This is a genomic window from Pseudomonas sp. S2_F07 (assembly GCF_054668325.1).
This window is the reverse complement of sequence record NZ_CP162758.1, coordinates 1521385-1545426: the sequence shown is the minus strand read 5'-3', so window position 1 is coordinate 1545426 and position 24042 is coordinate 1521385. Positions and strand designations below refer to the sequence as shown.

Annotated in this window: 21 protein-coding genes; 12 read left to right on the top strand and 9 right to left on the bottom strand. The window is 61.7% G+C overall.

Features of this window, described 5'->3' with window-relative positions; translation table 11 throughout:
- The first annotated feature begins 80 nt into the window (after window positions 1-80).
- The 4 genes from AB4O40_RS06985 (at window position 81) to AB4O40_RS06970 (ending at window position 5917) form a co-directional block, all read left to right on the top strand.
- On the top strand, window positions 81-1877 hold the full coding sequence (locus tag AB4O40_RS06985) for an amidohydrolase (protein ID WP_460058155.1): 1797 nt from the start codon (window positions 81-83) through the stop codon (window positions 1875-1877).
- Between the two features lie 18 nt (window positions 1878-1895).
- Window positions 1896-3635, top strand: coding sequence for an amidohydrolase (locus AB4O40_RS06980; RefSeq protein WP_056723766.1), 1740 nt, complete (start codon window positions 1896-1898; stop codon window positions 3633-3635).
- A gap of 106 nt (window positions 3636-3741) precedes the next feature.
- Window positions 3742-4482: a TorF family putative porin gene (locus tag AB4O40_RS06975; RefSeq protein WP_056723764.1), complete on the top strand. Its 741-nt coding sequence runs from the start codon at window positions 3742-3744 to the stop codon at window positions 4480-4482.
- Between the two features lie 46 nt (window positions 4483-4528).
- Window positions 4529-5917, top strand: a complete 1389-nt coding sequence (locus AB4O40_RS06970) for a purine-cytosine permease family protein (RefSeq protein ID WP_460055279.1) — start codon at window positions 4529-4531, stop codon at window positions 5915-5917.
- 34 nt (window positions 5918-5951) lie between these two features.
- Here AB4O40_RS06970 and AB4O40_RS06965 read toward each other — a convergent pair whose 3' ends face one another.
- From AB4O40_RS06965 to AB4O40_RS06935, 7 genes are all read right to left on the bottom strand, one after another.
- Window positions 5952-6668 carry a L,D-transpeptidase family protein gene (locus AB4O40_RS06965; protein WP_223541433.1) on the bottom strand — a complete coding sequence of 239 codons (717 nt, stop codon included), beginning with the start codon at window positions 6666-6668 and terminating at the stop codon, window positions 5952-5954.
- Window positions 6665-7423: a M15 family metallopeptidase gene (locus AB4O40_RS06960; RefSeq protein ID WP_056723757.1), complete on the bottom strand. Its 759-nt coding sequence runs from the start codon at window positions 7421-7423 to the stop codon at window positions 6665-6667. The genes AB4O40_RS06965 and AB4O40_RS06960 overlap by 4 nt, the downstream gene beginning before the upstream one ends.
- Before the next feature lie 33 nt (window positions 7424-7456).
- A complete protein-coding gene (gene lipA / locus AB4O40_RS06955) occupies window positions 7457-8446 on the bottom strand; it encodes a lipoyl synthase (RefSeq protein WP_056723755.1) in 990 nt (329 codons plus the stop codon).
- Window positions 8447-8601: 155 nt separating this feature from the next.
- On the bottom strand, window positions 8602-9858 hold the full coding sequence (gene glyA, locus AB4O40_RS06950) for a serine hydroxymethyltransferase (RefSeq protein WP_223541432.1): 1257 nt from the start codon (window positions 9856-9858) through the stop codon (window positions 8602-8604).
- A gap of 42 nt (window positions 9859-9900) precedes the next feature.
- Window positions 9901-10284: a glycine cleavage system protein GcvH gene (gene gcvH, locus AB4O40_RS06945; RefSeq protein ID WP_150725972.1), complete on the bottom strand. Its 384-nt coding sequence runs from the start codon at window positions 10282-10284 to the stop codon at window positions 9901-9903.
- Between the two features lie 416 nt (window positions 10285-10700).
- Window positions 10701-12209, bottom strand: coding sequence for a sigma-54-dependent transcriptional regulator (locus AB4O40_RS06940; protein WP_223541431.1), 1509 nt, complete (start codon window positions 12207-12209; stop codon window positions 10701-10703).
- 68 nt (window positions 12210-12277) lie between these two features.
- Window positions 12278-13192 (bottom strand): LysR family transcriptional regulator, encoded by a 915-nt coding sequence (locus AB4O40_RS06935; RefSeq protein WP_056723746.1) that lies wholly within the window; start codon window positions 13190-13192, stop codon window positions 12278-12280.
- A 151-nt stretch (window positions 13193-13343) separates the two neighbouring features.
- On the opposite strand from AB4O40_RS06935, the gene speB reads away from it, so the two are divergent.
- The 5 genes from speB to AB4O40_RS06910 all read left to right on the top strand — a co-directional run bounded on the left by speB (window position 13344) and on the right by AB4O40_RS06910 (window position 20088).
- Window positions 13344-14345, top strand: a complete 1002-nt coding sequence (gene speB / locus AB4O40_RS06930; protein WP_046037917.1) for an agmatinase — start codon at window positions 13344-13346, stop codon at window positions 14343-14345.
- A 53-nt stretch (window positions 14346-14398) separates the two neighbouring features.
- A complete protein-coding gene (locus AB4O40_RS06925; RefSeq protein ID WP_223541430.1) occupies window positions 14399-15910 on the top strand; it encodes an aldehyde dehydrogenase family protein in 1512 nt (503 codons plus the stop codon).
- A 246-nt stretch (window positions 15911-16156) separates the two neighbouring features.
- Window positions 16157-17731, top strand: a complete 1575-nt coding sequence (locus tag AB4O40_RS06920) for a purine-cytosine permease family protein (RefSeq protein ID WP_056723743.1) — start codon at window positions 16157-16159, stop codon at window positions 17729-17731.
- 32 nt (window positions 17732-17763) lie between these two features.
- Window positions 17764-19452 carry a choline dehydrogenase gene (betA, locus tag AB4O40_RS06915; RefSeq protein WP_056723862.1) on the top strand — a complete coding sequence of 563 codons (1689 nt, stop codon included), beginning with the start codon at window positions 17764-17766 and terminating at the stop codon, window positions 19450-19452.
- Between the two features lie 177 nt (window positions 19453-19629).
- The gene (locus tag AB4O40_RS06910) at window positions 19630-20088 is read left to right on the top strand and encodes a GNAT family N-acetyltransferase (protein ID WP_409079407.1); all 459 of its coding nucleotides are present in this window, start codon (window positions 19630-19632) and stop codon (window positions 20086-20088) included.
- Window positions 20089-20101: 13 nt separating this feature from the next.
- Here the strand turns inward: AB4O40_RS06910 and AB4O40_RS06905 are convergent, their stop codons facing one another.
- A complete protein-coding gene (locus AB4O40_RS06905; RefSeq protein ID WP_056723739.1) occupies window positions 20102-20407 on the bottom strand; it encodes an NIPSNAP family protein in 306 nt (101 codons plus the stop codon).
- Between the two features lie 228 nt (window positions 20408-20635).
- On the opposite strand from AB4O40_RS06905, the gene AB4O40_RS06900 reads away from it, so the two are divergent.
- Window positions 20636-21298 (top strand): ATPase, encoded by a 663-nt coding sequence (locus AB4O40_RS06900; RefSeq protein WP_460055289.1) that lies wholly within the window; start codon window positions 20636-20638, stop codon window positions 21296-21298.
- A 288-nt stretch (window positions 21299-21586) separates the two neighbouring features.
- Window positions 21587-21976, top strand: a complete 390-nt coding sequence (locus tag AB4O40_RS06895) for a c-type cytochrome (RefSeq protein ID WP_056723736.1) — start codon at window positions 21587-21589, stop codon at window positions 21974-21976.
- Here the strand turns inward: AB4O40_RS06895 and AB4O40_RS06890 are convergent, their stop codons facing one another.
- Window positions 21977-22852, bottom strand: a complete 876-nt coding sequence (locus AB4O40_RS06890) for a LysR substrate-binding domain-containing protein (RefSeq protein ID WP_056723734.1) — start codon at window positions 22850-22852, stop codon at window positions 21977-21979.
- Window positions 22853-22986: 134 nt separating this feature from the next.
- Here AB4O40_RS06890 and AB4O40_RS06885 point away from each other — a divergent pair, with 134 nt between their 5' ends.
- The gene (locus AB4O40_RS06885) at window positions 22987-24039 is read left to right on the top strand and encodes an agmatine deiminase family protein (RefSeq protein WP_223541428.1); all 1053 of its coding nucleotides are present in this window, start codon (window positions 22987-22989) and stop codon (window positions 24037-24039) included.
- Window positions 24040-24042: the final 3 nt, after the last annotated feature.

Below are 24042 nucleotides of genomic sequence, written 5' to 3'. Positions count from 1 at the left end.
AAACAATAAGAACAGGGGTGAGGCATTTGAGACTTTCCAGGCTTTTTGTCGCCGTTGCGGCGACGACGGCATTTTCCGGCATGGCGTTGGCGGCGACACCCGCCGACACGGTCATGCGCAATGGCTACGTCTACACCGTCGATGGCCAGAATTCGGTGCAGCAGGCCATTGCCATTTCGGGCGGCAAGATCGTCTATGTCGGCAGCGATGCCGGGGTCGACGCTTACATCGGCAAGCAGACACAACTGATCGACCTGGCCGGGCGCATGCTGATGCCGGGCTTCGTCGATGCGCACATGCACCCGGGAGATGGCGGTCGCGCCATGACCTTGTGCGACCTGAAATACCAGACCATGACCCGCGCGCAGTTTCAGGCGAGCATCCAGGCCTGCCTCGATGCCGACAAGGACAAGGGCCCGGATGTCTGGCTGGAAGTCGGCAGCTGGGACCGCATGGGCATGACCGGGCTCGACGGCGATGCCGACAAATCGACCCTGGACGCGCTCAAGACCAAGCGTCCGATCCAGGTGCGCTCCACCGACTTCCACACCGTGCTGACCAACTCTCGCGGCCTGGAGCTGGCCGGCATCAACAAGAACACCGCCGACCCCGAAGACGGCAAATACCGACGCGACAGCGCCGGCAACCCGAACGGCATCTGTGAAGACGGCGCCGCCGAATCGTTGGCCGCCGTGGTGCCGCCTGCAACCGACGCGGAAAAACTCAATCAGGTTCGCGCAGCCCTCGACGCCATGCGCCAGCAAGGCATCACCAGTTTCATGGATGCGCTGTCCGGCCCGGAAAACGGCAAAGCCTTCACCAGCCTGCAAAAGTCCGGCGAGCTGACCGCCCGGGCCTTGCTGGCGATCAAGCTGGACCCGGCCGCCGCTGCCGCCGACCCGGTGAAAACCATCGCCGAGGCCAAGGCCCTGGCCAGCACCTACGATCAGGGCGAAGTGCATGTCGCGCCGGGCGTGAACATGCGCCACGTCAAACTGTTCATGGACGGCATCATCAATGCCCCGGCGGACACCGGCGCCATGTTGACCCCGTACCTGCACAATAGCGGCACCGACAAGGCGCCGAAGTGGACGCCGGGCAAGAACCTGGGCGAACTGTACTTCCCGCCGCAAGTGCTCAATCCGTTGTTGCTGCAAGCGGTCAAGGCCGGTTTCGATCCGCACCTGCATGCCACCGGCGAGCGCGCGGTGCGCGATGCACTGGACAGCGTGGCCTACGTGCGCAAGGAACTGCCAGTTACTGATTTCCGCCCGGCCATCGCACACGCCGAGTCGGTCGACCCTGCCGACTATTCACGCTTCAAGGCACTGGACGTCACGGCCACCATGTCGTTCCAGTGGACACAGCAGGCACCGTCCACGGTCGACGGCACCAGTGACCACCTTGGCGCCGAGCGATTTGCGCGCATGGAGCCCTCGGGCAGCATCGCCCATGCCGGTGGTCGCGTGGCGTTTGGCAGCGATTGGCCGGTCGATCCCCTCGATGAGTTCCTGGCGCTGAAAGTCGGTGTCACCCGTTCCGGCGACCCGACCAATCCGCACAGCTATGGCCCCAAATATGCGGGGCGACTCAACACCGATCCGGCGCTGTCGCGAGCCGAGGCGCTGCGCAGCATCACCCTCAACTCCGCCGAACAGCTGAAGCTGGACGCGGTGCTGGGTTCGGTTGAAGTCGGCAAGTTCGCTGACCTGATCGTGCTCGACAAGAACTTCATGCAGGTGCCCGAGGAGGAACTGGGCCGCAATGACGTGCTGCTGACGCTGGTCGGCGGCAAGGTCGTGTGGGCCAAGGCGCCGTTCCTGGGGCTTGCGCCACACGTGGTTTCCCAAGCGGTCACTTCCCGATCCGCCCCATAAAAACTAGAGAGCGTTCCAATGCGATTGATTCCAAACCTGTTGGCCGCCGCGCTGGCCTTGTCGTCGGTGCAGGCCATGGCCGCCGCTGACCTGGTGTTGTTCAACGGCAAGGTCTTTACCGCCGAACCCGGCCAGGCACTGGTGCAGGCTGTTGCGGTGCAAGACGGCAAGATTCTGAAAGTGGGCAGCGATGCCGAAATCAATGCCCTGGCCGATGCCAAGACCCAGCGCATCGACCTGGCGGGCAAAGTGTTGATGCCGGGCATGATCGACACCCACAGCCACCCGGTCTCGGGCGCTTTCGACAGCATGAAGGCCAACCTGCTGGACGAGGTCAAACCCTTGCCGGAACTGGAGCAGTGGTTGATCGAAGAGGACAAGGCCGGACGTGCCCGTTCCGGTGATGTGATCAGCGTGGCCGGGGTCAGTTCGGCCTACTGGGAGAAGAGCCGTGAACTGGGCAAGGTGTTCAACCAGGGGCGTTGGGCTGATCAGCCCATCGTCTTCAGCGGCATCGACGGCCACACCGGTTGGGCTAACAATGCGATGCTCAAGCGCCTGAACATCGACGCGGCGCTGGTCAAGAGCCTGCCGGAGAAAGAACGCAGCTTCGTCGGCCATGAAGCGGACTTCACGCCGAACGGCTACTTCGCCGAATCCCGTTGGGATGTGGTGCGCAACGGGATTCCGGCGCCTACTCCGGAGGCGATGCTCAAGGCCGCTCGCGAGGCGGTGAAGATCAACAACCAATTCGGCGTCACTGCCTGGATGGACGCTGCGGCGAACGGCGGCGGCGAAGATTCGCTGTTCGATTTCCATGCCACCGCCGAAAGTGTCGGCGTGCTGCCGCTGTACAAGGAGCTGGCGCAGAACGGCGAACTCAGCGCCCACGTCGCCGCGTTGATGGTCACCAATCCGAAGAGCAAACCTGCCGACCTGGAAGTGATCGCCACGGTGATGAAGCAGTTCGAGGGCGTGCCTAACCTGACGTTCCCCGGCATCAAGGTGTTTGTCGACGGCATTCTTGAATTCCCGGGGCAAACCGCAGCGGTTATCGTGCCGTTCAAGAACAGCCATAAAAATGGTCAGTTGCTGACCGACCCGGCGCACTTTGGCGAGCTGGTGGTGGCGGCGGAAAAACGCGGCTGGATCGTGCACATGCACGCCGTCGGCGACCGGGCGGTGCGTGAAGCGCTCAATGGCGTGGCGTATGCGCGCAAGCTCAGCCCGACGCCTGTACCCCACAGCGTCGCGCACCTGCAACTGGTCAATCCCAAGGAGTTTCCACGCTTCAAGGAACTGGGCGTGATCGCTTCGATGCAACTGCTGTGGGCCACCGGTGAGTCCTACACCGTCGAACTGGTCAAGCCTTACATCAGCGCCTTTGCCTACGGTTACCAGTATCCCGCGCGGTCCCTGCATAACGCCGGCGCGACGATTGCCGGTGGTAGCGACTGGCCGGTGTCGAGCGCCAATCCGTTCAACGCCATTGCCCAGGCCAGTACACGCAAAGGTCCGTTGGGCGTACTCAATGCCAAGGAAAGCATCGACCGCCAGACCATGTTCTATGCCTACACCATCAACGCGGCGAAAACCCTGCGCCTGGAGCAGCAGATCGGTTCGCTGGCACCGGGCAAGCAGGCCGACCTGATCATCCTCGACCGCGACGTGTTCAAGGTCAGCGATGACGACCTGTTCGAAACCAAAGTCCTGAACACGTTCTTCGCCGGCAAGCAGGTCTACGCCCCCGCATCCTGACCTGCGTACACCCAACACCGCAAAAACTGCCAGCCCCTCGTAGAGCGAGGGGCCTGGCATCGCCATGCCTGAAATTCCCCGTACGCCATAACAACAAGAGAACTGTATGAACGCACTTTCAGCATTGACCCTCGCAGCACTCGCACTGGCCCCCCTGACCAGCCAGGCCCTGGCCCTCAACGATGATTTCAGCCTGGAGATGACCCTGGGCGTCGTCAGCGACTACCGCACCCGGGGGATCTCGCAGACCCTGGGCGATCCGGCGGTGCAGGGCGGAGCAACGCTGCTGCACAGCAGCGGCCTGTACATCGGCGCCTGGACCTCCAACGTCGATTTCGGCGGCGGCTTCGACACCCGCCAGGAGCGTGAGTACTACGCCGGTTACTACTGGCAGGCCACGGACGCCATCAGCCTGGACCTGGGCTACATCAAGTACGACTACCCGAAAAATTCCGAATTCAACCTCAGCGAGGCGTATGCCGTTCTCGACCTGTACGGTGTGAAGCTGGGTGCCTATTACTCCAAGGACACGCCGAACTTCTTCGGCGAGGACCAGGACACCCTTTACACCTACGTGGGTTACAAAATCGATTTGCCGGCCGAAGTCGGCCTGGATTTGCGCTTTGGGCGCAACGATGTGAACGACCCCGCGTTCTGGTCCGCCAATGGCGATAGCCGTGAGTCTTACTACGAGTGGGAAGCCAAGCTGACCCGCGACTTCGTCGGCGTCACCTGGGGGCTGAGCTACGTCGACACCGACCTGTCGAAAAGCGAGTGCAGCAGTTGGTACGGCTATGACGACCTCTGTTCGGCGACAGTTGTAGCCAGCGCAACCAAGACCTTTTAAATTCCGTCCCTGACAACAAAAACAGTTCCACAAAGGAAACACCGTCATGAGTGCGCAACGCAGTCCCCTGATCGAGACCCGCTCGATTGATTTCATTCCCGAGGCTGAGCGACACGGCAGTCTCTACAGCCAGTTCACCCTGTGGCTCGGCGCCAACCTGCAAATCACCGCCATCGTCACCGGCGCCCTGGCCGTGGTGCTGGGCGGCGATGTGTTCTGGTCGCTGATCGGCCTGCTGATCGGGCAAGTGCTCGGTGGTGCCGTGGTGGCGCTGCACGCGGCGCAAGGGCCGAAGCTCGGCTTACCGCAGATGATCTCCAGCCGCGTGCAGTTCGGGATGTATGGCGCGGCGATCCCGATTGTTTTGGTGTGCCTGATGTACCTCGGTTTCAGCGCCACCGGCGCGGTGCTGTCGGGGCAGGCGATCGCGCAATTGATCAGTGTCAGCGACAGCACCGGCATCCTGATCTTCGCGGCGAGCATCGCGTTCCTGACGATCTTCGGCTATCGGGTGATTCACCTGGTCGGGCGAGTGGCCAGCGTGCTGGGCATCATCGCCTTCGCCTACCTGTTCACCCGGTTGATGACCCTCAACGACATCGGCCTGCTGCTCGACAATCGTCATTTCGGCTGGAGCACCTTCCTGCTGGCGGTTTCGCTCTCGGCGTCCTGGCAGATCGCCTTCGGCCCCTACGTGGCGGACTATTCGCGCTACCTGCCGAGCAAGACCTCATCCTGGAAAACCTTCACCGCCGTGGGCCTCGGCACAGTGCTGGGGGCCCAGACTTCGATGGTGCTGGGGGTGTTCGCCGCCGCACTGGCCGGGGCCAGTTTCCGTGGGCACGAAGTGGCGACCATTGTCGGCCTGGGCAGTAGCGGTGTGATCGCGTCCTTGTTGTACCTGAGCATTGTGTTCGGCAAGGTCACGGTGTCCACCCTCAACGCCTACGGCAGTTTCATGTGCATCGCCACCATCATCAGCGGCTTTCGTCGTCGCCTGGAAATCACCGCCCGCCAGCGCATGCTGTTTGTGCTGCTGATCGTCGCGGCGTCCACCGCGCTGGCATTGCTGGGGCAGTACTCGTTCCTCAACTCGTTCAAGTACTTCATCCTGTTTTTGCTGACGTTCTTCACCCCGTGGAGCGCGATCAACCTGGTGGATTACTACTTCATCAACAAGGAGCGTTACGACATCCCGGCGCTGTCCGATCCGAACGGGCGCTACGGTCGCTGGAACGTGCTGGGGATCAGCGTCTATGTGATCGGCGTGTTGATCCAGTTGCCCTTTGTCGACACCCATTTCTACTCCGGGCCAATGGTTGCGCAACTGGGCGGCGTGGATATTTCCTGGATCGTCGGGCTGCTGGTGCCGGGGGTGATCTATTACGCGCTGGCCAAGCCGTCGATGAGTGCGGTGGCGGTTGAGCGGGGTTAATCAGAGAGAACGATGAGCTCTTGTGGCGAGTTGACTAGCGCTTTGGTAGTTTCCAGTGCTCACGCAACTGTTCGTACTGCGCTTCGGGCAGTTGCACCAGCACCGGGGATTTGCCCGGGTCCAGCCAGTCGAACAGTTGCGCGATGTTCGCCGGATCCATGGCTGTACAACCACGGGTCGGTGCACTGGGGCCGCGCCAGATATGGAAGAAAATGCATGAGCCGGCAGCGGGCGTGGCCGGAGTGTTGTGCTGGATGACGATGCCTTGGCGGTACAACTCATCCGAGCGGCGCATCCGTTCGGAGCTGTTCCAGCCTTTATCGACCACTGCTCCGTCGACCAGTTCGTTGTAACGCGTGGACTGGCTGTCATCCACGCATTCGATGGTCGGCGTCAACGCTAGATAAGGCAGGCGGGTGTCGGCCGAAGGCGCGTAGCCGAACGCCGTGCCCAGCTTGAACATCCCAGCCGGCGCCTTGCCATCGCCTTCCTGTTTTACCGGTCCTTCAGGTTGCTCGATATCGAGCAGCCCCTTGCCCCAGCCCATGCCGTTCTTGCCGAGAACGACTGCAAAGGGCGCTTCGAATTTCCGGAAGGTTTGCCCGTGCCGCTCATAGCGCTGGGCAGTGCCCTGGATGTCATCCCAGCTTTTACTGGTGACCACGATCAGTTGGTCGCTGCCGTCGAGTCCCTGAGCCATTGCGGCCAGCGGAAACAGCGCCACCGACAGAGCCTTGAGCAGAATGTTCATGGTGCAAGCGGCGTGATGGGGAAGTCCATGACGTCCGGCTTCGGCGGATTCCCGCTGTACGTGAAGTGCCACCACTCGGCCGAATAACCCACAAAGCCTTCCTTGGCCATGGCACTGGTCAGGCGCTGGCGATTGGCTTTGGCCGTGGCGTTGATCAGCGCCGAGTCGGTGTGCGCCCGCTCATCGAAGCAATCGAAACCGGTGCCCATGTCGAGGGCGCCGTCGTGCCAGCGCTGGCCGTAAGGGGCGGTGCAATCCACCGGCGTGGCCGAAGGCGTCCAGGTGTCGGCGGGCAGGGCCTCGGGGCCGGTCAGGGTCAGGTCGACGGTGTTTCCCCGGGAATGATTGGACACCCGGGCCACATACCCCAGGCGCCAGAAGTCCTGCTTGTCGACCCGGGGGTAGAACTCGGTCTTGAGCGAGTCGCCAGGTTCGCTGGCGAAGCGGCCCATGTCCGCCACCGCGCGGGTCGGGCGATAACAATCGAATACCTTCAAGCCGTAGCCTTCGGCTTTCAGCGAGCTTTGCACTCTGGCTAACGCCTTCGCAGCATCCGCCGACAGCAGGCATTCCGCTGCCTGGTAACCGTCGAGCGGGTGCCCGGTGAAGTTGTGCGCGCTGGCGTAGCGGATGTCCTGCTCGATGCCCGGGTCGACACTGCGCACATACACCATGTGCCCGGGTTTCGATTCGTCGGCCATGCACGACGTGGCAAGGCTCAGGCACAGCAACAACAGACAGGGTGAACGAAACATCGGAAGCGGCTCCATGCATGACCAGTCATTGCATCATGGCTTGAAACCGTCCGTACCTCCATGAAGTTGTTGATCGGCGTGATAGGACGAACGCACCAGCGGCCCGGACGCCACGTTCTTGAAGCCCATGCGCGTGCCTTCCTCGGCGAACCAGGCAAAGGTGTCCGGGTGCACGAAGCGCTGCACCGGCAAGTGACTGCGCGAGGGTTGCAGGTATTGGCCGAGGGTCAGCATGTCGATCTCGTGCTCGCGCATGCGCTGCATGACCTCGATGACTTCTTCGTCGGTCTCGCCCAGACCCAGCATCAGGCCGGATTTGGTCGGCACATGGGGCACCGCTTGCTTGAATTTCTGCAGCAGGTCCAGCGACCACTCGAAGTCCGAACCCGGCCGCGCGGCCTTGTACAGGCGCGGTACGGTTTCCAGGTTGTGGTTGAATACGTCCGGGGGCTCACTGGCGGTGATCGCCAGGGCCACGTCCATGCGTCCGCGATAATCCGGCACCAGGGTTTCCAGTTGAATGCCGGGGGACAGCTTGCGGATTTCCCGCAGGCAATCGACAAAGTGTCGGGCACCACCGTCGCGCAAATCGTCGCGGTCCACCGAGGTGATCACCACGTACTTCAGGCGCAGCTCGGCGATGGCCACGGCCAGGTTCATCGGCTCGTTGACGTCCAGCGGCTTGGGCCGGCCATGGCCGACATCGCAGAACGGGCAGCGGCGGGTGCAGATGTCGCCCATGATCATGAAGGTCGCGGTGCCACCGGAGAAACATTCACCGAGGTTCGGGCATGAGGCTTCTTCGCAGACGCTGTGCAGCTTGTGCTTGCGCAGCAGTTGCTTGATCCGGTCGACCTCGGGAGAGATCGGCATGCGCACGCGAATCCAGTCGGGTTTGCGCGGGAACTCATCCGTGGGAATGATCTTCACCGGAATCCGTGCGACCTTTTGCGCGCCGCGCAGCTTAGTGCCGATTTCCACTTTCGCCGGGCTCTTGCCGGTCGATTCGACAATGGCATTCATGATGCTTTCCTTGTGCAGCAGGGAGCAGACCCTGTGGGAGCGAGCTTGCTCGCGATGGCGGACTTTCATTCAACATCAATGCTGAATGTAATGGCCTCATCGCGAGCAAGCTCGCTCCCACAGGGTTTTTTCCACAGGGTTTTTGTGTGGTGCAATCAGTCGCGGTAGACCGGGAAGTCGGCACACAGGGCGGCCGCCTGCCGGGCGACATTGGCCTCGATATCGGCATCGCCAAGGTGATCGAGGATGTCGCAGATCCAGCCGGCCAACGCAGTGCTCTGCGCTTCCTTGAAGCCACGGCTGGTGATTGCCGGCGTGCCGATGCGCAAGCCCGAGGTCACGAACGGCGATTGCGGATCGTTGGGCACGGCGTTCTTGTTCACGGTGATGCCGGCGCGACCGAGGGCGGCGTCGGCGTCCTTGCCGGTCAGGCCCTGGCGGATCAGGCTGACCAGGAACAGATGGTTGTCGGTACCGCCGGACACCACGTCATAACCGCGCTCGATAAACACCTGCGCCATCGCCTGGGCGTTGCGGATCACTTGCGCCTGATAGGTCTTGAAGCCGGGCTCCAGCGCTTCCTTGAAGCACACGGCCTTGGCGGCGATCACGTGCATCAGCGGGCCGCCCTGGCCGCCGGGGAATACCGCGGCGTTGAATTTTTTCTCAAGCTCCGCATTGGCCTTGGCCAGAATCAGGCCGCCACGGGGGCCGCGCAGGGTCTTGTGGGTGGTCGTGGTGACCACGTCGGCGTAGGGCAGGGGATTGGGGTACAGACCGGTTGCCACCAGCCCGGCGACGTGGGCCATGTCGACGAAGAAGTACGCACCGACCTTATCGGCGATCTGGCGGAAACGCGGGAAATCCAGGGTCTTCGAATAGGCCGAGAACCCGGCGATGATCATCTTCGGCTTGTGCTCGACCGCCAGGCGCTCGACTTCGTCGTAATCGATCAGGCCCGTGGTAGTGTCGATGCCGTACTGCACGGCGTTGTACAGCTTGCCGGAAAAACTCACCTTGGCGCCGTGGGTCAGGTGACCGCCGTGGGCCAGGCTCATGCCCAGCACGGTGTCGCCGGCTTGCAGCAATGCCAGATAAACCGCGGCGTTGGCCTGGCTGCCGGAGTGCGGCTGGACGTTGGCATAGTCGGCGCCGAACAGTTGTTTGGCGCGGTCGATGGCCAGTTGCTCGACCACATCGACGTGCTCGCAGCCGCCGTAGTAACGCTTGCCCGGATACCCTTCGGCGTACTTGTTGGTCAGGCCGCTGCCTTGTGCCTCCATCACCCGCTGGCTGGTGTAGTTTTCCGAGGCGATCAGTTCGATATGGTGTTCCTGCCGCGCATCCTCGGCGTTCATCGCCGCCAGCAGTTCGTCGTCATAGCCTTTGATCTGGTCGTGTTTGCTGAACATGGTGTGGTCCTTTTGCGGATTCGGGAAATGCCCGGGATGGCTTCAAGCGTCGGCGTGTTCTGCGGTCAGTCGTTCATAGGCGTCTTGATCCAGCAGATCGCTCAGCGCCAGGGCATCGACCGGTTTGAAGCGAAAGAACCAGCCTTCGCCCAATGGATCTTCGTTGACCAGTTCCGGGGTGCTCTCCAGCGTCGCGTTAATCTCGACCACTTCGCCGTCCAGCGGCATGCCGATACTGCTGGCGGCTTTCACCGATTCCAGCACCGACACTTCAGCGCCTGCATCGAAGGCGCCCAGTTCAGGCACCTGAACGAACACCACATCCCCTAGCGCCTGCTGGGCAAACGCCGTGATGCCGACGGTGACCAGGCCATTGCTCTCAAGGCGCAACCATTCGTGATCGACGGTAAAACGCAATTGGCTCATATCAACTCCTTATTGTTTTAAGGCTCGTGGCGGGGTGACGAGCGGGTTGCAGGAGTGATAGCAAGGGTGGTGCCAAGGTTGATTAATTGTTTTAAATCAATGGCTTGAGTTGTTTGTGTAGTGTTTGTGATATCTCACCCGTATTGAATTCAATACAAGCAAGTATGCCCTTGGAGGCAAGCGCCGTGATTGCTGGCGTGGAAGGGATTGTCTTGATTTCGCTACGCTGTATCGATTTGCAGACGAGGAATTCAGCAACAACACTGGTCCCCTGTGGGAGCGAGCTTGCTCCGGGCGGCGTTCCGACGATAGCGGTATGACAGTCACATTGATATCGACTGACACTCCCTCATCGCGAGCAAGCTCGCTCCCACAGGGGAATGTGTTGTCGGTGACAATGTGTTCCGACAGATCACTCAGGGCTTGGCGGGAATCCCGTATTTGCGCAAGCGAATCGCAATCGCGCTATGGGACGTCTGCAACCGCGCCGCCAGCAACCGGCTGGACGGATAGCTGCGATACAGCTGTTCCAGCAGGTTCTTCTCAAAGTCGCCAACCGCTTCTTCCAGGCTGCCGACTTCGCCGTCGTTTTGCCGCTCTACCGCCGTGCGCGCAATGTCGAGGTCATCGATGTCCACCAGCGGATTTTCGCAAATCGCCGCCGCGCGAAAGATCACGTTCTGCAATTGCCGCACGTTGCCCGGCCAGCGGTTGCCGAGCAGGGCGCTGAAGGTGCTCGGTGCCAAACGACACACCGGTCGCTGGATCTGCGCGCAGGCCTGTTGCATGAAGTGATTGGCCATCAACAGGATGTCGTGACCGCGTTCGCGCAGCGGCGGTACTTGCAGGTTGAGCACGTTGAGGCGGTAGAACAGGTCTTCGCGAAAACGCCCTTCGGCGACCATTTTTTCCAGGTCGCGGTGGGTCGCACTGAGCACCCGCACATTGACCCGGACCTCTTTGTCGCCACCGACCCGGCGGAAGCAACCATCGCTCAGGAAACGCAGCAACTTGGCTTGCAGATAGGGCGACATTTCCCCCACTTCATCGAGGAACACCGTGCCCTGATCCGCCAGTTCCAGCAGGCCGAGCTTGCCGCCCCGTTGCGCGCCGGTGAAGGCGCCGGGGGCATAGCCGAACAGCTCGCTTTCGGCGAGGCTCTCTGGCAGTGCCGCGCAGTTCAGGGCCAGAAACGGCGCATCGTGCCGTGGGCTGATGGCATGGCAGGCACGGGCCACCAGTTCCTTGCCGGTGCCGGTTTCGCCCTGGATCAGCAGCGGCGCATCGAGGGCCGCCACTCGTTGGGCGCGGGCCTTGAGTGCACGGATCGGCGGCGATTCGCCGAGCAGCGCATCGAAGCCTTCGGCATGGTCATGGTGCAGTGCCGACAGGCGTTCACCGATGCGATTGGGTTGATACAGGGTGAGCAGGGCGCCGGCGTCGGTGATCGGCATCGCGTCGAGCAGCAGCGTCTGGCCGCCGAGGCTGACCTCGTGCATCGGCAGGCGGAAATGCTGAGCGATCAAGGTGCGTTGCAAATCGGCATCGTCGAACAGTGCGGTCAGGGATTCACCGGCCGGTTCGCGGCCGCAGAGGGCGATCAGCGCCGGGTTGGCCAGCAGCACATGGCCTCGATCATCCACCGCCAGCACCGGGTCGGAACTGGCGGCCAGCAACGCGTCCAGTTGCAGGCGCCGGCGTTGCCCCGGAAGGATGTCGACCATGGTCACCGCTTGCACGCCGCGCACGTCGAAAAGCGCCTCGCGCAGTTCTTCGAGCACTTCGGCGCCGAGGGTCGGGGCGTCGATGTAGACGTTCGGCGGCACCATCTCCACGGCGTCGAGGTTGAAACTGCGACCACCGAGCAGGGCCAGCACTTCCTGGGTGATGCCGACGCGGTCGATGAAGGTGACGTGGATGCGCATGACGGGCCTGCAAGGTTGACGAACCGAATCAGTATGCCCGGCAAAATTTGAATTTGGCGAGCGTCACATCACGGCTGGCCGGTTTTACGGGCGCTGGCGGCCAGGTCCTCGAGGAACGCTTGCAGGATCGGTGGCGGTGCCGTGCCGCGTCGGGTGATTACGTCGAAAGGCGATTTCAGGCGCAGACTCCCGGGGGCCAACTGGTGCATCTCGCCGCTCTTGACCCATTGGGCGGCGAAGTGCTCAGGCAGGAAGCCCAGGTAGGCGCCGGAAATGATCAGGATCGCCGTGGCTTCGATGTTGTCCACGGTGGCGGCCGCCTTGCTGACGCCCAGGTGTTCGAGGTCGTATTGCTGCATGTAGCCGCGCACGACGATGCGCCCCGCAGCGACTTCTTCGAGCAGCTCCTCACCTTCGGCGTGGCTGCCGTACAAAGGGTGGCGCCGGCCGCAATACAAACCCAGGGCTTCCTGGTACAGCGGTGATTGCAGCAGGCCCGGCACATGGATCGGGAAGTGCCCGATGGCCAGGTGCAGGCGGCCGTCGAGCACCCGTTCTTCGAGTTCCGCCGGGGTGCCGACGTACACGTTCAGGTGTACGTCATGACCCCGTGAAACGAAGCGCTGGGTGGTGCGCGGAATCGGCGAATCCGGGTCGGTGATCGTGGTGTCGATGATCCCCAGGTTGAGCTTGCCGCTGATGTGCTGCTTGAGCACGTCGGCGTCCATGCAGAAGTTCTCCACCGCCGACAACAGGCGCTGGGTGGCTTCATGGATCGCCACCCCTTGTTCGGTCAGGCGGAAGCCGCTGCGCCCACGCTGGCAGAGTTTGACCCCGAGGCGGGTTTCCAGATGGGTCATTTGTTCGCTGATGGTCGACTGCCCGGCATTGAGCGCCGCCTGCGCTGCCGAGAAGCCGCCGCAGCGGACAATCGTGGCAAACACCCTGAGCAGTTTCAGGTCGACATCGTGCAGCTGGATCATCTTGGGCCTCCGGCATGGGGATGCATCGGGAATACCGATATGAGTATCTGATGTTTAGCATTTTTTCCACGAAAACCTGCGCCCATAGTCTTTCCAACGGCGGTCGCCTTGCAGTCCGCCAAGCCGATAACAAGAAGTGGAGAGGCTAGAAATGTCGAACAACGGTTATGAATCCGGTCGCCTGAACCTGCCATTCGTGGGTCATTGCACCTTTGGCAAATCCCCGGTGTGCACCGATTGGGATGCACTGGATGCCGACGTCGCGGTGCTCGGCGTGCCCAACGACATGGGCACCCAGTGGCGCTCCGGCGCACGCTTCGGACCACGCGGGATTCGCGAAGCATCGACGCTGTTTTCCTTCGGCCACGCCGGCGCCTACGACCACGAAGATGACGTGATGTACCTCACCGCATCGGACGTGCGCATGGTCGACGTCGGTGATGCCGACATCGTTCACACCGACATGGTCACCAGCAACAAGAACACCGAATACGCCGTGCGCAAGATCCTCGATGCTGGCGTGATGCCGGTGGTGCTCGGCGGCGACCACTCGGTGCACGCGCCAGTGATCAAGGCCTTCGAAGGCCGCGGCCCGATCCACATCATCCACTTCGATGCGCACCTGGACTTCGTCGACGAACGCCACGGTGTGCGCTACGGCCATGGCAACCCGCTGCGCCGCGCCTCGGAAATGAACCACATTGTCGGCATGACCCAGATGGGTATCCGCAACGTCTCGTCGTCCAACCGCGACGACTACGAAGCAGCCCATGAAGCCGGCTCGAAAATCCTCTCGGTGCGTGATGTGCGTCGCCTTGGCGTCGAGGGTGTGCTGGCGCTGATCCCGCAGGACATCAACTACTACATCACTATCGACATCGACGGTTTTGACCCGTCCATCGCCCCCGGCACCGGCACCCCGAGCCACGGCGGCTTCCTCTACTACGAAGTGCTGGAAATCATCCAGGCCCTGGCCAAGCGCAGCAAAGGCAACATCGTCGGCATGGACCTGGTGGAAGTGGCACCGGTCTACGACCCGACCGGCATGACCTCGATCCTGGCCGCGCAACTGCTGCTCAACAGCATCGGTTTCATCTTCCACGAGCGTGGCAAGGTGCGGGCAGCCGCCGAGAGCGAAGCCGCATCAGCCTGATCATCGAAACCAGTGACCCGGCAGGCTCTGACTGCCGGGCAGAGAGAACAAAAATGGACACGATCGTCAAAAGTTACCTGCAAAAATACGGCGTCAGCGAAGCCACCCAGACCTTCCTCAGCAAGGTCCAGAAAATGTTCATCGGCGGCGCCTGGGTCGAAGCCAGCGACGGCCAGACTTCCGATGTGATCGAACCCTCGACCGAAGGCCTGATCACCCGCATTCCCATGGGCACCACCGATGACCTGGACCGCGCCGTGCAAGCCGCCCGCGCGCAGTTCGACGGCGGCGCCTGGCGTCAGGCCAAACCGGCCGAGCGCGAGCGCATGATGCAACGCCTGGCCGACCTGATCGAACAGAACGCCGCGGAGCTCGCGGAAATCGAATCGATCGACATGGGCAAATCGGTAGCCTTCGCCAAGGACGTGGACATCCAGGGCACCGTTGATACCTTGCGTTACTTCGCCGGCTGGGCCACCAAGCTGCACGGCCGTACCGTCGAACCCTCGCTGCCTGGCAATTACCTGGCCTATACCCGCAAGGAAGCGGTCGGCGTAGTCGGTGCCATCGTGCCATGGAACTTCCCGCTGCAAACCATGGCCTGGAAGCTCGGCGCGGCGCTGGCGACCGGTTGCACCGTGGTGGTCAAGCCCGCCGAACTGACTTCGTTGTCGGCCCTGCGTTTTGCTGAACTGGTGCAGGAAGCGGGCATTCCGGATGGCGTGATCAACATCGTCACCGGGCGCGGCAGTGTGGTCGGTGCGGCCATGGCCACCCACCCCGGCATCGACAAACTGACCTTCACCGGTTCGACCCCGGTCGGCCAGACTGTCGGCCGCGCAGCGCTGGATGACATGAAGCGCCTGACCCTCGAACTCGGTGGTAAATCACCGGTCATCGTCTGCGCCGACGCCGACATCCCGGCCGCCGCCCAAGCGGTCGCCAACGGGGTGTTTTTCAACTCCGGGCAGGTATGCGACGCCGGTACACGGGCCTATATTCATAGCAGTGTCTACGACGAATTCCTGCGTGAGTTGATCGCCTACACGCGCACCCTGAAAATGGCCCCGGGCCTGGATCCGGACTGCTTCATCGGCCCACTGGTTTCGGCCCTGCAAAAGCAGCGCGTGACCGAGTACATCGAAACCGGCAAGGCCGAAGGCGCCGAACTGGTCTACGGCGGCCAACCGATCGATGGCCCTGGCTTCTTCGTCGAGCCGACCATCTTCGCCAACTGCCGCAATGACATGCGCATCGTCCAGGAAGAAATCTTCGGCCCGGTGCTGGTCACCGCACCGTTCGATGACGAGGAAGACGCACTGGCCCTGGCCAACGACTCGCCTTACGGCCTGGCTGCGGCACTGTATTCCAACGACCTGGGCAAGGTGCACAGCCTGATCCCACGCTTGAAGGCAGGCTCGGTCTACGTCAACGCCCACGGCACCCTCGATCCGTCGATGCCGTTCGGTGGCTACAAACAGTCCGGATTCGGCAAGGACCTGGGCGCCGAGCAGCTCGATTACCTGCTCGAAACCAAGGCGGTGTGGATCACGCTGCCAAGCTGATGCTGATCAGATAAAACAAGGAACAATGCAATCCCTGTGGGAGCGAGCTTGCTCGCGATAGCGGACTGTCAGCCAACATCAATGTTGCATGTCACGCCCCCATCGCGAGCAAGCTCGCTCCCACAGGTTTTCGATTCCAGCAACAACGCCAGGTAGGCACGGGCAACTGACTCAATCCCTGTGGGAGTCGTTCACCCGAAAGAACGCGGTTATCTCGTCATGATCTTCCAACAATAAGAGTCCATCATGAACACTAACGCCAAGTCCGCCCCGAGCGTGTCGAGCCTCGACGAAAAATCCGTCGTCGAGGGGCATTCGATTGACTTCATCCCCGAGAACGAGCGCACCGACAAGCTGGCCAGTCAGGGCCCGTTCTGGTTCCTCGGCAACTTCACCTTCTTCACCATGACCATCGGCTTCGTTGGCCCAAGCGTCGGCCTGACCGCGCTCTGGACCACGCTGGCCGGCACGCTGGGCATCATGTTCGGCACATTGTTCATGGCCTTTCACGGCTCCCAGGGCCCGCACCTTGGCCTGCCGCAGATGATCCAGTCCCGCGCGCAGTTCGGTTATCGCGGGGTGATCCTGGTGTTGCTGGCGACGCTGTTCGTGTTCGCCGGCTTCAACATCGTCAACCTGGTGTTGATGATGCAGGGGCTGCACACGCTGTTCGGGTTCAGCCCCGCAGTGATCGCGGTGGCGGTGACCATACCGGCGGCGGTGCTGGCGATTCTCGGCCATGACTGGATGCACCGCAGCTTCAAATGGGCGCTGTACCTGTCGTTGCCGCTGTATGGCCTGGTGACCATGGCGGTGGTGATGGGCTGGGTGCCGGATGCGGTGCTGCCGGCACTCGCGGAGGGCGAAGTGGCCCGTGAGCCGCTGGGTTTCAACTGGACCGGTTTCATCGCGCAGTTTGCGGCGGCCGCGAGCTACAACATCGCCTATGCGCCTTATGTGTCGGACTACTCGCGCTACCTGCCGAAAAACACCTCCAGCGGCAAGCTGATCGCCGTGGTGTTCCTCGGAGCTTCTCTGTCCGGTGCATGGATGATTTCCGTCGGTGGCTGGCTGGCCGATCACCTGCACACCACTGACGTGCTGGTGGCCCTCGGACAAGTCGGCAACACCGTGTCGCCACTGGTGGGCACGGCGGTGGTGGTGGTCACCATCCTGGCGTTCCTGCCGGTGATCGCGATGAACATCTACAGCGCCAAGCTGACCACGTTGACCTGTGTCGACTCGATCAAGCACATCGAACCCACCCGCAAGGCACGCATCCTGGCCATCGGCTTCGTGATCCTGCTGCAACTGGGCGTGGCCCTGAGCATCCAGAGTTCCGGCAAAGGCTTGTCGGTGCTGGGGATCTACCTGGTGGTGATGCTGTACTTCCTGGTGCCCTGGACCTCGGTCAACCTCACCGACTACTTCTTCGTGCGCAAAGGCCGCTACGCCATCCCGCACTTCTTCATGCCCCACGGCAACATCTACGGCAGCTGGGGACTGCGCGGTATCGCCGCCTATGCCATCGGCTTTATCTCGATGATCCCGTTCTTCTACATCTTCGACGGCGTTGAACAGCGCGAGGTGTATGTCGGCCCGCTCGCCAAGGCACTGGGCAGCATCGACATCGCCTGGCTGGTCGGGCTGATCGTGTCGGGCGTGGCGTACTACTGGCTGAGCCGCTCGATCGATCTGAAACGCGAAGAGGCGGTGATCCAGCAGATCGAAAAAAACTCCCCGCAATACACCACCGGCGACACGCTGACCCACAAACAGCAGCCACCGCGGGTATTCACTGAATCGACGGTCGGGAGATAACTATGACCACACAAAGAATGACCACGCAAAAAATGGCTACACAAAAATACGACTACATCATCATTGGCGCAGGCTCGGCGGGTTGTGTGTTGGCCAACCGCCTGAGCGAAGACCCGGCCACCTCGGTGCTGGTCCTGGAATTCGGCGGCAGTGACAAGAGCGTAGTGATTCAGATGCCGAGCGCATTCTCGATCCCGATGAACACCAAGAAGTACAACTGGCGCTACGAAACCGAGCCGGAGACCCACCTTAACGGCCGACGCATTCACTGCCCACGGGGCAAGGTGCTGGGCGGCTCCTCGTCGATCAACGGCCTGGTGTACATTCGTGGCCATGCGCTGGACTTTGACGAGTGGGAATCCCTGGGTGCCGAAGGTTGGGGCTATCGCAACTGCCTGCCGTACTTCAAGCGCGCCGAGAGCTACGAGTCGGGTGGCGACAGCTATCGCGGGCAGACCGGGCCGCTGCACACCACCAACGGCAACCACATGAAAAACCCGCTGTACGGTGCCTGGGTCGAAGCCGGCGCGGAAGCGGGCTACATCAAGACCGAAGACTGCAACGGCTACATGCAGGAAGGTTTCGGCGCGATGCACATGACCGTGAAGAACGGTGTGCGCTGCTCCACGGCCAACGCCTATCTGCGCCCGGCCATGGGTCGTCCGAACCTGACGGTGATTACCCATGCGATGACCCGCCAGATCATTCTTGAAGGCAAGCGGGCGGTGGGGGTCATGTATGACCATGGTGGCCAGACCCACCAGGTGTATTGCAACCGCGAAGTGCTGATCTCGTCGGGGCCAATCGGCTCGCCGCACCTGCTGCAACGCTCGGGCATCGGCCCGGCGGACGTCCTGCGCAAGGCCGGGATCGGCGTACGCCATGACCTGCCGGGAGTAGGGGAGAACCTGCAGGATCACGCCGAGGTGTACATACAGTTCGGCTGCAAGGAACCGGTGACCCTCAACAACAAGATGGACCCGCTGAGCAAGCTGATGATCGGTCTGCGCTGGCTGCTGTTCAAGGACGGCCTGGGCGCCACCAACCACTTCGAGGCCGGTGGCTTCATCCGCTCCGAGAAGGGCCTGCGCTGGCCGGACATCCAGTTCCACTTCCTGCCGGCGGCGATGCGCTACGACGGCAACAAACCGATCAAGGGCCATGGCTTCATGGTGCTGACCGGGCCGAACAAGCCGAAAAGTCGTGGTTATGTGCGGGTTCGCTCAGCCGATCCGTACGAGCATCCGGAAATCCGCTTCAACTATCTGGAGCGGGAAGAGGACCGTGAGGGCTTCCGTCGCTGCATTCGCCTGACCCGCGAGATCATCGGCCAGAAAGCCATGGACCGCTTCCGCGACGGCGAAATCGCCCCGGGTGCCCAGGTGACCAGCGATGAAGACCTCGACGCCTTCGTGCGCGACAACCTGGAAAGCACCTACCACCCGTGCGGTTCGTGCCGCATGGGCGAGGACGACATGGCGGTGGTCGATTCCGAATTGCGCGTGCGCGGCATCGCCGGTCTGCGAGTGATCGATTCGTCGGTGTTCCCGACCGAGCCGAACGGCAACCTCAATGCGCCGACCATCATGCTCGCCGAGCGGGCCTCGGATCTGGTGCGTGGCGCACAGATGTTGCCGTCAGCGGATGTGCCGGTGGGGCTGGTGGAGGGCTGGGAAAGCAGCCAGCGTACTTCGTTGCCGGGGCGTAACGTGCGGGTCTGATCCAAAAGCAAAGATCGCAGCCTGCGGCAGCTCCTACGGGAAACTCATTCCAATGTAGGAGCTGCCGCAGGCTGCGATCTTTTGATCTTGCTTTGAAACTTACTTTGAAAAAAGTCCCTCTCGGCTTCACCTCCATTGCTAGTCTGTAACTCCTTGAGACCGCAATGGAGCACCCTCATGGCTATTCAGGCCCTGCGCGCCGACACATCGCACATCGATCAGATCGCCCCTTTGTTTGACGCCTACCGGATGTTCTACAAGCAGCCGTCAAACCTTGCGCAATCACGCGCCTTCATCGCCGAGCGCCTTGCCCGGGATGAATCGGTGATATTTCTGGCCCAGGACAGCGACGGTGAAAACCTCGGCTTCGTCCAGCTGTTCCCGACCTTTTCCTCGATCGACGCCCATCGTACCTGGCTGCTCGGTGATCTGTTCACCACGCCCGCCGCCCGGGGCAAAGGTGCCGGTACCTTGCTGATGAACACCGCCCGGGATTTTGCGAAGCTGGCCGGCGGCAAAGGCATGACCCTGGAAACCGCCACCGACAACCTCACCGCCCAGCACCTGTATGAATCCCTGGGCTGGGTGCGCGACCCCGGTTACTACACCTATTGCCTGGATCTGAAAAAAGACTGACTCAGCGATCCAGTCAGCCAAACACCGGCCGCATGAACGAACGTTCGTAGCTGAGGATGAATTTCTTCTCTTCGGCATACTTGAACGCCGCGATGCACTCTGGATCGTTCATCGACTGCTGCCGGTAATGCTCGTACGCCGCCAGGCTGGGGAAGGTGAACAACGCCAGGGCGATGTTGTTGGCACCCTCCGACGGCAAAAAGTAGCCGTGGTGCTGGCCGCCGAACTTTTCCACCAGGGGAATCCACAGCTTGCCGTAGTGCTCGAACGCTTCGAGCTGGTAGGGATCGAGCACGTATTTGAGGTAGCAGGTCACCATTGTTTCGTTCCTTGATCAGGTTTTGAGGGCAGTCGCCACTGTAATCAACCCTGGGCGCCCGGCACAGCCGCTTGTTCGACATAGACCGGTAATTTTGCGCCAGAGAGTAGGCGGCGTCGCCGCACTATTGGTTCAGTCAATAGTCACCATCAAGAATCGCAAGTTCTGTTTTTTGCGCAAAGGCGGAAAATTGCCGGCATTGAACACGCTGCTCAAGGAACCTGCGCGATGAAAATCTTGACCCGACTGGCTGTGATTGCCCTGTTGCTGGGCAGTGTCGTATCCACCGCATCGGCCTTTGCCGAAGACGCACGCACCTGCCATCTGCCGCCCATCACCGCTGGCCAGGGCGGCTTGCAATACGGGCAAACGGTCGGGGTGCTCTACAGCGAAAACACCGTGGAAAACCTGCAATACCTTGAGCAATACCACTCGGTGGCCGTCAACGGTGCGAAAAACGCACTGGATGCGCGGATTCGCCAGGCGTTCGTCAACAGCTCCGATCCGGACCTGGCCATTGACTGGCTGATGAGTTCGCTGCACAACACCTTTGTGTCGGTGACTGTCTACGACAACCTTGATGCCCTGGTGCAAGCCCATCCCGATGTGGTGGTGATGCTCGATACCCATAACCAGTTGCTGACCCAGCGTAACGACCGGGTCGAGGCGCGTTTCGCTGCGCGGTTCTACGACGCCAACCTGCAGTACATCGGCAAGGCCGAAGGCACGGTGGAAAAACAACTGCCGTCGGTGTGGGTGCATGACAAGACAGCGCCCGAAATCGCGGCGCAAATCGAACAGCAACGCGACCTGCAACTGACCGCGCTGAAACAGTTCGATGCGTCGTTGAAGGCGCTGGTGACTGCCGGATTAACCGCAACAACCAATTAATCAGCCCGACGCCCATTGAGCGGCGGGCAAGCCGATCCACCGTGGATTTCTATTCAGGACCTGATACATGCGCACTGTTTTTTCGAGCGTGCGGCGCAGGAGTGTCTGTAAGCAGAATTTCAGGCAAAAAAAAGCTGCCGGGACTGGCAGCAGAAAGATAAAGCACGCATTGGATGACCTGAGTATGGCGTCCGGTTCATGACGATTCGATGACAGCTTGATGGACATTCATCAGGATGCTGAAAATCCATGTTCCAATAGCGAGCACTCGCAGACTGGAAACGCAGCATGAACAAAATCGCCGCCCCGACCCTCGCCCTGGCGCTCACCGCAGTCCTGCTCAGCACTCCCACCCTTGCTGCGGGCGATGTCCAGGCCGGGGAGAAAGTGTACAAGCGCCTCTGCAGCGGCTGCCATCAGATCGGTGAATCGGCTCGCGCCTTCTTCGGCCCGCAACTCAATGGCGTGATCGGTCGCCACTCCGCCGTCACCACGGACTACGTGTATTCCGACGCGATGAAATCCGCCAACCTTGTCTGGGACCGCGAAACCCTGATCGCCTACCTCGAAGCGCCGAAGAAAGTCGTCCCCGGCACCCGCATGATTTTCTGGGGCCTGAGTGATCCGGAAAAAATCGAAGACCTGCTGGCCTACCTGCAAACCTTCCCGGCGCAATGATCAGGCCGTGGGCTGCTGCTCGGCCGCCAGGTTGTCTACCAGCCACTGGGTGAAGGTCCGCGCCATCGTGATGTTTTCGCTGTCACGGTGGGTCAGCAGCGCCCAGTTCGGGCCGCGGATGGTTTGCTCCACCATCGGCTGCAACAGCCCGGTGGCCCGCGCCTGCCGACTCAGCAACTGACTCACCAGCGCAATGCCCAGCCCTGTGCAGGCCGCGTCCAGCAGCAAACCCGGATCGGAAAAATTCAGCCCCTGATCCATCTGCCCCACATCAATGCCCGATTCCACCGCCCAGTGGCTCCAATCCATTTCCCGCTCGCCATGCAGGGTAGTGCGCTGCTCCACCGGCACGGCCAACAGGCTCGGGTGACACGCCGGGTAGAGGCGGTCGGCGTGCAGCACCCTGAAACTGCATTCGGCCTGGGAACCGATGTCGTCGCGCACCGCCAGGTCGATGGTCTGGCTGGCCATGTCTGGCACCTCATCGGTGCTGAAAATCCACAGATCGACCTGCGGATGCTGGCGACGAAAATCCCCCAGACGCGGCAACAACCAGTGCCGGGCAAACGCCGGGGTGGTGTTGAGCACCAGTTGATTGGGTTTCTGGTATTGCCCCAACCGGCGAATGCCCACCGCCAGTTGCTGCAACAACGCCTGGGTGGTGCTGAGCAAGTCGTGCCCGGCATCGGTCAGGCTGACGCTGCGCCCGCTGCGATGGAACAGCGGTTGTTCCAGGTAGGCCTCAAGGCTGCGGATCTGCTGGCTGATCGCCGATTGGGTGAGGTGCAACTCATCGGCGGCCTTGTGAAAACTGCCCAGCCGGGCGGCGGCTTCGAAGCCGCGCAAGGTGCTCAGGGGCGGCCAGTGTTTGAGCATATCGATAAGTTCCTCTAATCAGTTGTCTGCAAAATCCATCGTTTGTTTGCCCGTTTTTCCAGCCGTAGCATGCATGCCAAGACCGCCAAGGCCGTTTTCATTGAACACAATGACTTAACTCAGAGGTGCTTGTCATGCAGCAGAACGTAATTCAAAACAGCGGTTGGACGATGCCGGCCGAGTGGGTCGCCCACGCCGCCACCTGGATGGTCTGGCCGCACAACAAGACCCTGTGGGAGTCAGGCTGGCGGGTGACACTGCCACAGGTTCAAGAAGACTTCGCCCGGGTGGCCAACGCCATCGCCCGCTTCGAGCCGGTGAAGCTGGTGGTCGATCCGTCAGCCGTCGCCAGCGCCAAGGCCTTGTGCGGGCCGAATATCGAATTGATCGAACTGGCGGTCAACGACAGCTGGTGCCGCGATTCCGGCCCGAGCTTCGTTTGCCACCCGCAGCAAGGCCTGGCCGGTGTGAGCTGGCGCTTCAATGCGTGGGGCGGCAAGTCGGCCCACGATCTGGACGAAAGCCTGGCCCGCCGCGCGCTCAATCGTTTGGGGCTGGAGTGTTTCGGCACGGCGCTGAGCAACGAGGGTGGCGCCATTCACGTGGACGGCGAGGGCACGCTTATCACCACCGAATCGGTGTTGCTCAACCCCAACCGCAACCCGGGCGTGAGCAAGGCCGAGATCGAAGAGATCTTCAGCCGCCTGCTGGGCGTGAAGAAAACCATCTGGCTGCCGGGCGATCCGGACTACGTGACCGGCGACATGACCGATGGCCACGTCGACGGTGTGTGCGCCTTTGCCCGCCCCGGCGTGTTGCTGGTGGACGCCACCCACGACCAGAGCTCTGTGTACGCCGCAGTCGCACGGGAAAACCGTCGCGCCCTTGAGTTGGCCACCGATGCCCAGGGCCGCAAGTTCGAGCTGATCGAACTCTATGAAGCCTCCGATGCGGTGGACACTGAGGCCGAAGTGTTCTGCGCCTCCTACACCAATTTCTACATCGCCAACGGTGCGATCATCATGCCGGCCTATGGTATCGATGCCGACAAGGTCGCGGCCGAAGTTCTGGCGCAGGCGTTCCCCGGACGCGAAGTGGTGCCGGTGCGGATCAACCATCTAGCCCATGGCGGCGGCGGTGTGCATTGCATCACCCAGCAACAGCCGGTCTGGCCGGTGCGGGGTTGATGC

Bases quoted from the DNA above. Each gene is read 5' to 3' on its own strand.
- AB4O40_RS06910 (WP_409079407.1), top strand. From the start codon at position 19,630: ATGGCTATTCAGGCCCTGCGCGCCGACACATCGCACATCGATCAGATC.
- betA (WP_056723862.1), top strand. From the start codon at position 17,764: ATGGCTACACAAAAATACGACTACATCATCATTGGCGCAGGCTCGGCG.
- AB4O40_RS06960 (WP_056723757.1), bottom strand. From the start codon at position 7,423: ATGTTTCGTTCACCCTGTCTGTTGTTGCTGTGCCTGAGCCTTGCCACG.
- speB (WP_046037917.1), top strand. From the start codon at position 13,344: ATGTCGAACAACGGTTATGAATCCGGTCGCCTGAACCTGCCATTCGTG.
- AB4O40_RS06920 (WP_056723743.1), top strand. From the start codon at position 16,157: ATGAACACTAACGCCAAGTCCGCCCCGAGCGTGTCGAGCCTCGACGAA.
- AB4O40_RS06935 (WP_056723746.1), bottom strand. From the start codon at position 13,192: ATGATCCAGCTGCACGATGTCGACCTGAAACTGCTCAGGGTGTTTGCC.
- AB4O40_RS06940 (WP_223541431.1), bottom strand. From the start codon at position 12,209: ATGCGCATCCACGTCACCTTCATCGACCGCGTCGGCATCACCCAGGAA.
- gcvH (WP_150725972.1), bottom strand. From the start codon at position 10,284: ATGAGCCAATTGCGTTTTACCGTCGATCACGAATGGTTGCGCCTTGAG.
- AB4O40_RS06925 (WP_223541430.1), top strand. From the start codon at position 14,399: ATGGACACGATCGTCAAAAGTTACCTGCAAAAATACGGCGTCAGCGAA.
- AB4O40_RS06905 (WP_056723739.1), bottom strand. From the start codon at position 20,407: ATGGTGACCTGCTACCTCAAATACGTGCTCGATCCCTACCAGCTCGAA.
- glyA (WP_223541432.1), bottom strand. From the start codon at position 9,858: ATGTTCAGCAAACACGACCAGATCAAAGGCTATGACGACGAACTGCTG.
- AB4O40_RS06975 (WP_056723764.1), top strand. From the start codon at position 3,742: ATGAACGCACTTTCAGCATTGACCCTCGCAGCACTCGCACTGGCCCCC.
- AB4O40_RS06890 (WP_056723734.1), bottom strand. From the start codon at position 22,852: ATGCTCAAACACTGGCCGCCCCTGAGCACCTTGCGCGGCTTCGAAGCC.
- AB4O40_RS06970 (WP_460055279.1), top strand. From the start codon at position 4,529: ATGAGTGCGCAACGCAGTCCCCTGATCGAGACCCGCTCGATTGATTTC.
- AB4O40_RS06980 (WP_056723766.1), top strand. From the start codon at position 1,896: ATGCGATTGATTCCAAACCTGTTGGCCGCCGCGCTGGCCTTGTCGTCG.
- AB4O40_RS06900 (WP_460055289.1), top strand. From the start codon at position 20,636: ATGAAAATCTTGACCCGACTGGCTGTGATTGCCCTGTTGCTGGGCAGT.
- AB4O40_RS06985 (WP_460058155.1), top strand. From the start codon at position 81: ATGGCGTTGGCGGCGACACCCGCCGACACGGTCATGCGCAATGGCTAC.
- AB4O40_RS06885 (WP_223541428.1), top strand. From the start codon at position 22,987: ATGCAGCAGAACGTAATTCAAAACAGCGGTTGGACGATGCCGGCCGAG.
- lipA (WP_056723755.1), bottom strand. From the start codon at position 8,446: ATGAATGCCATTGTCGAATCGACCGGCAAGAGCCCGGCGAAAGTGGAA.
- AB4O40_RS06965 (WP_223541433.1), bottom strand. From the start codon at position 6,668: ATGAACATTCTGCTCAAGGCTCTGTCGGTGGCGCTGTTTCCGCTGGCC.
- AB4O40_RS06895 (WP_056723736.1), top strand. From the start codon at position 21,587: ATGAACAAAATCGCCGCCCCGACCCTCGCCCTGGCGCTCACCGCAGTC.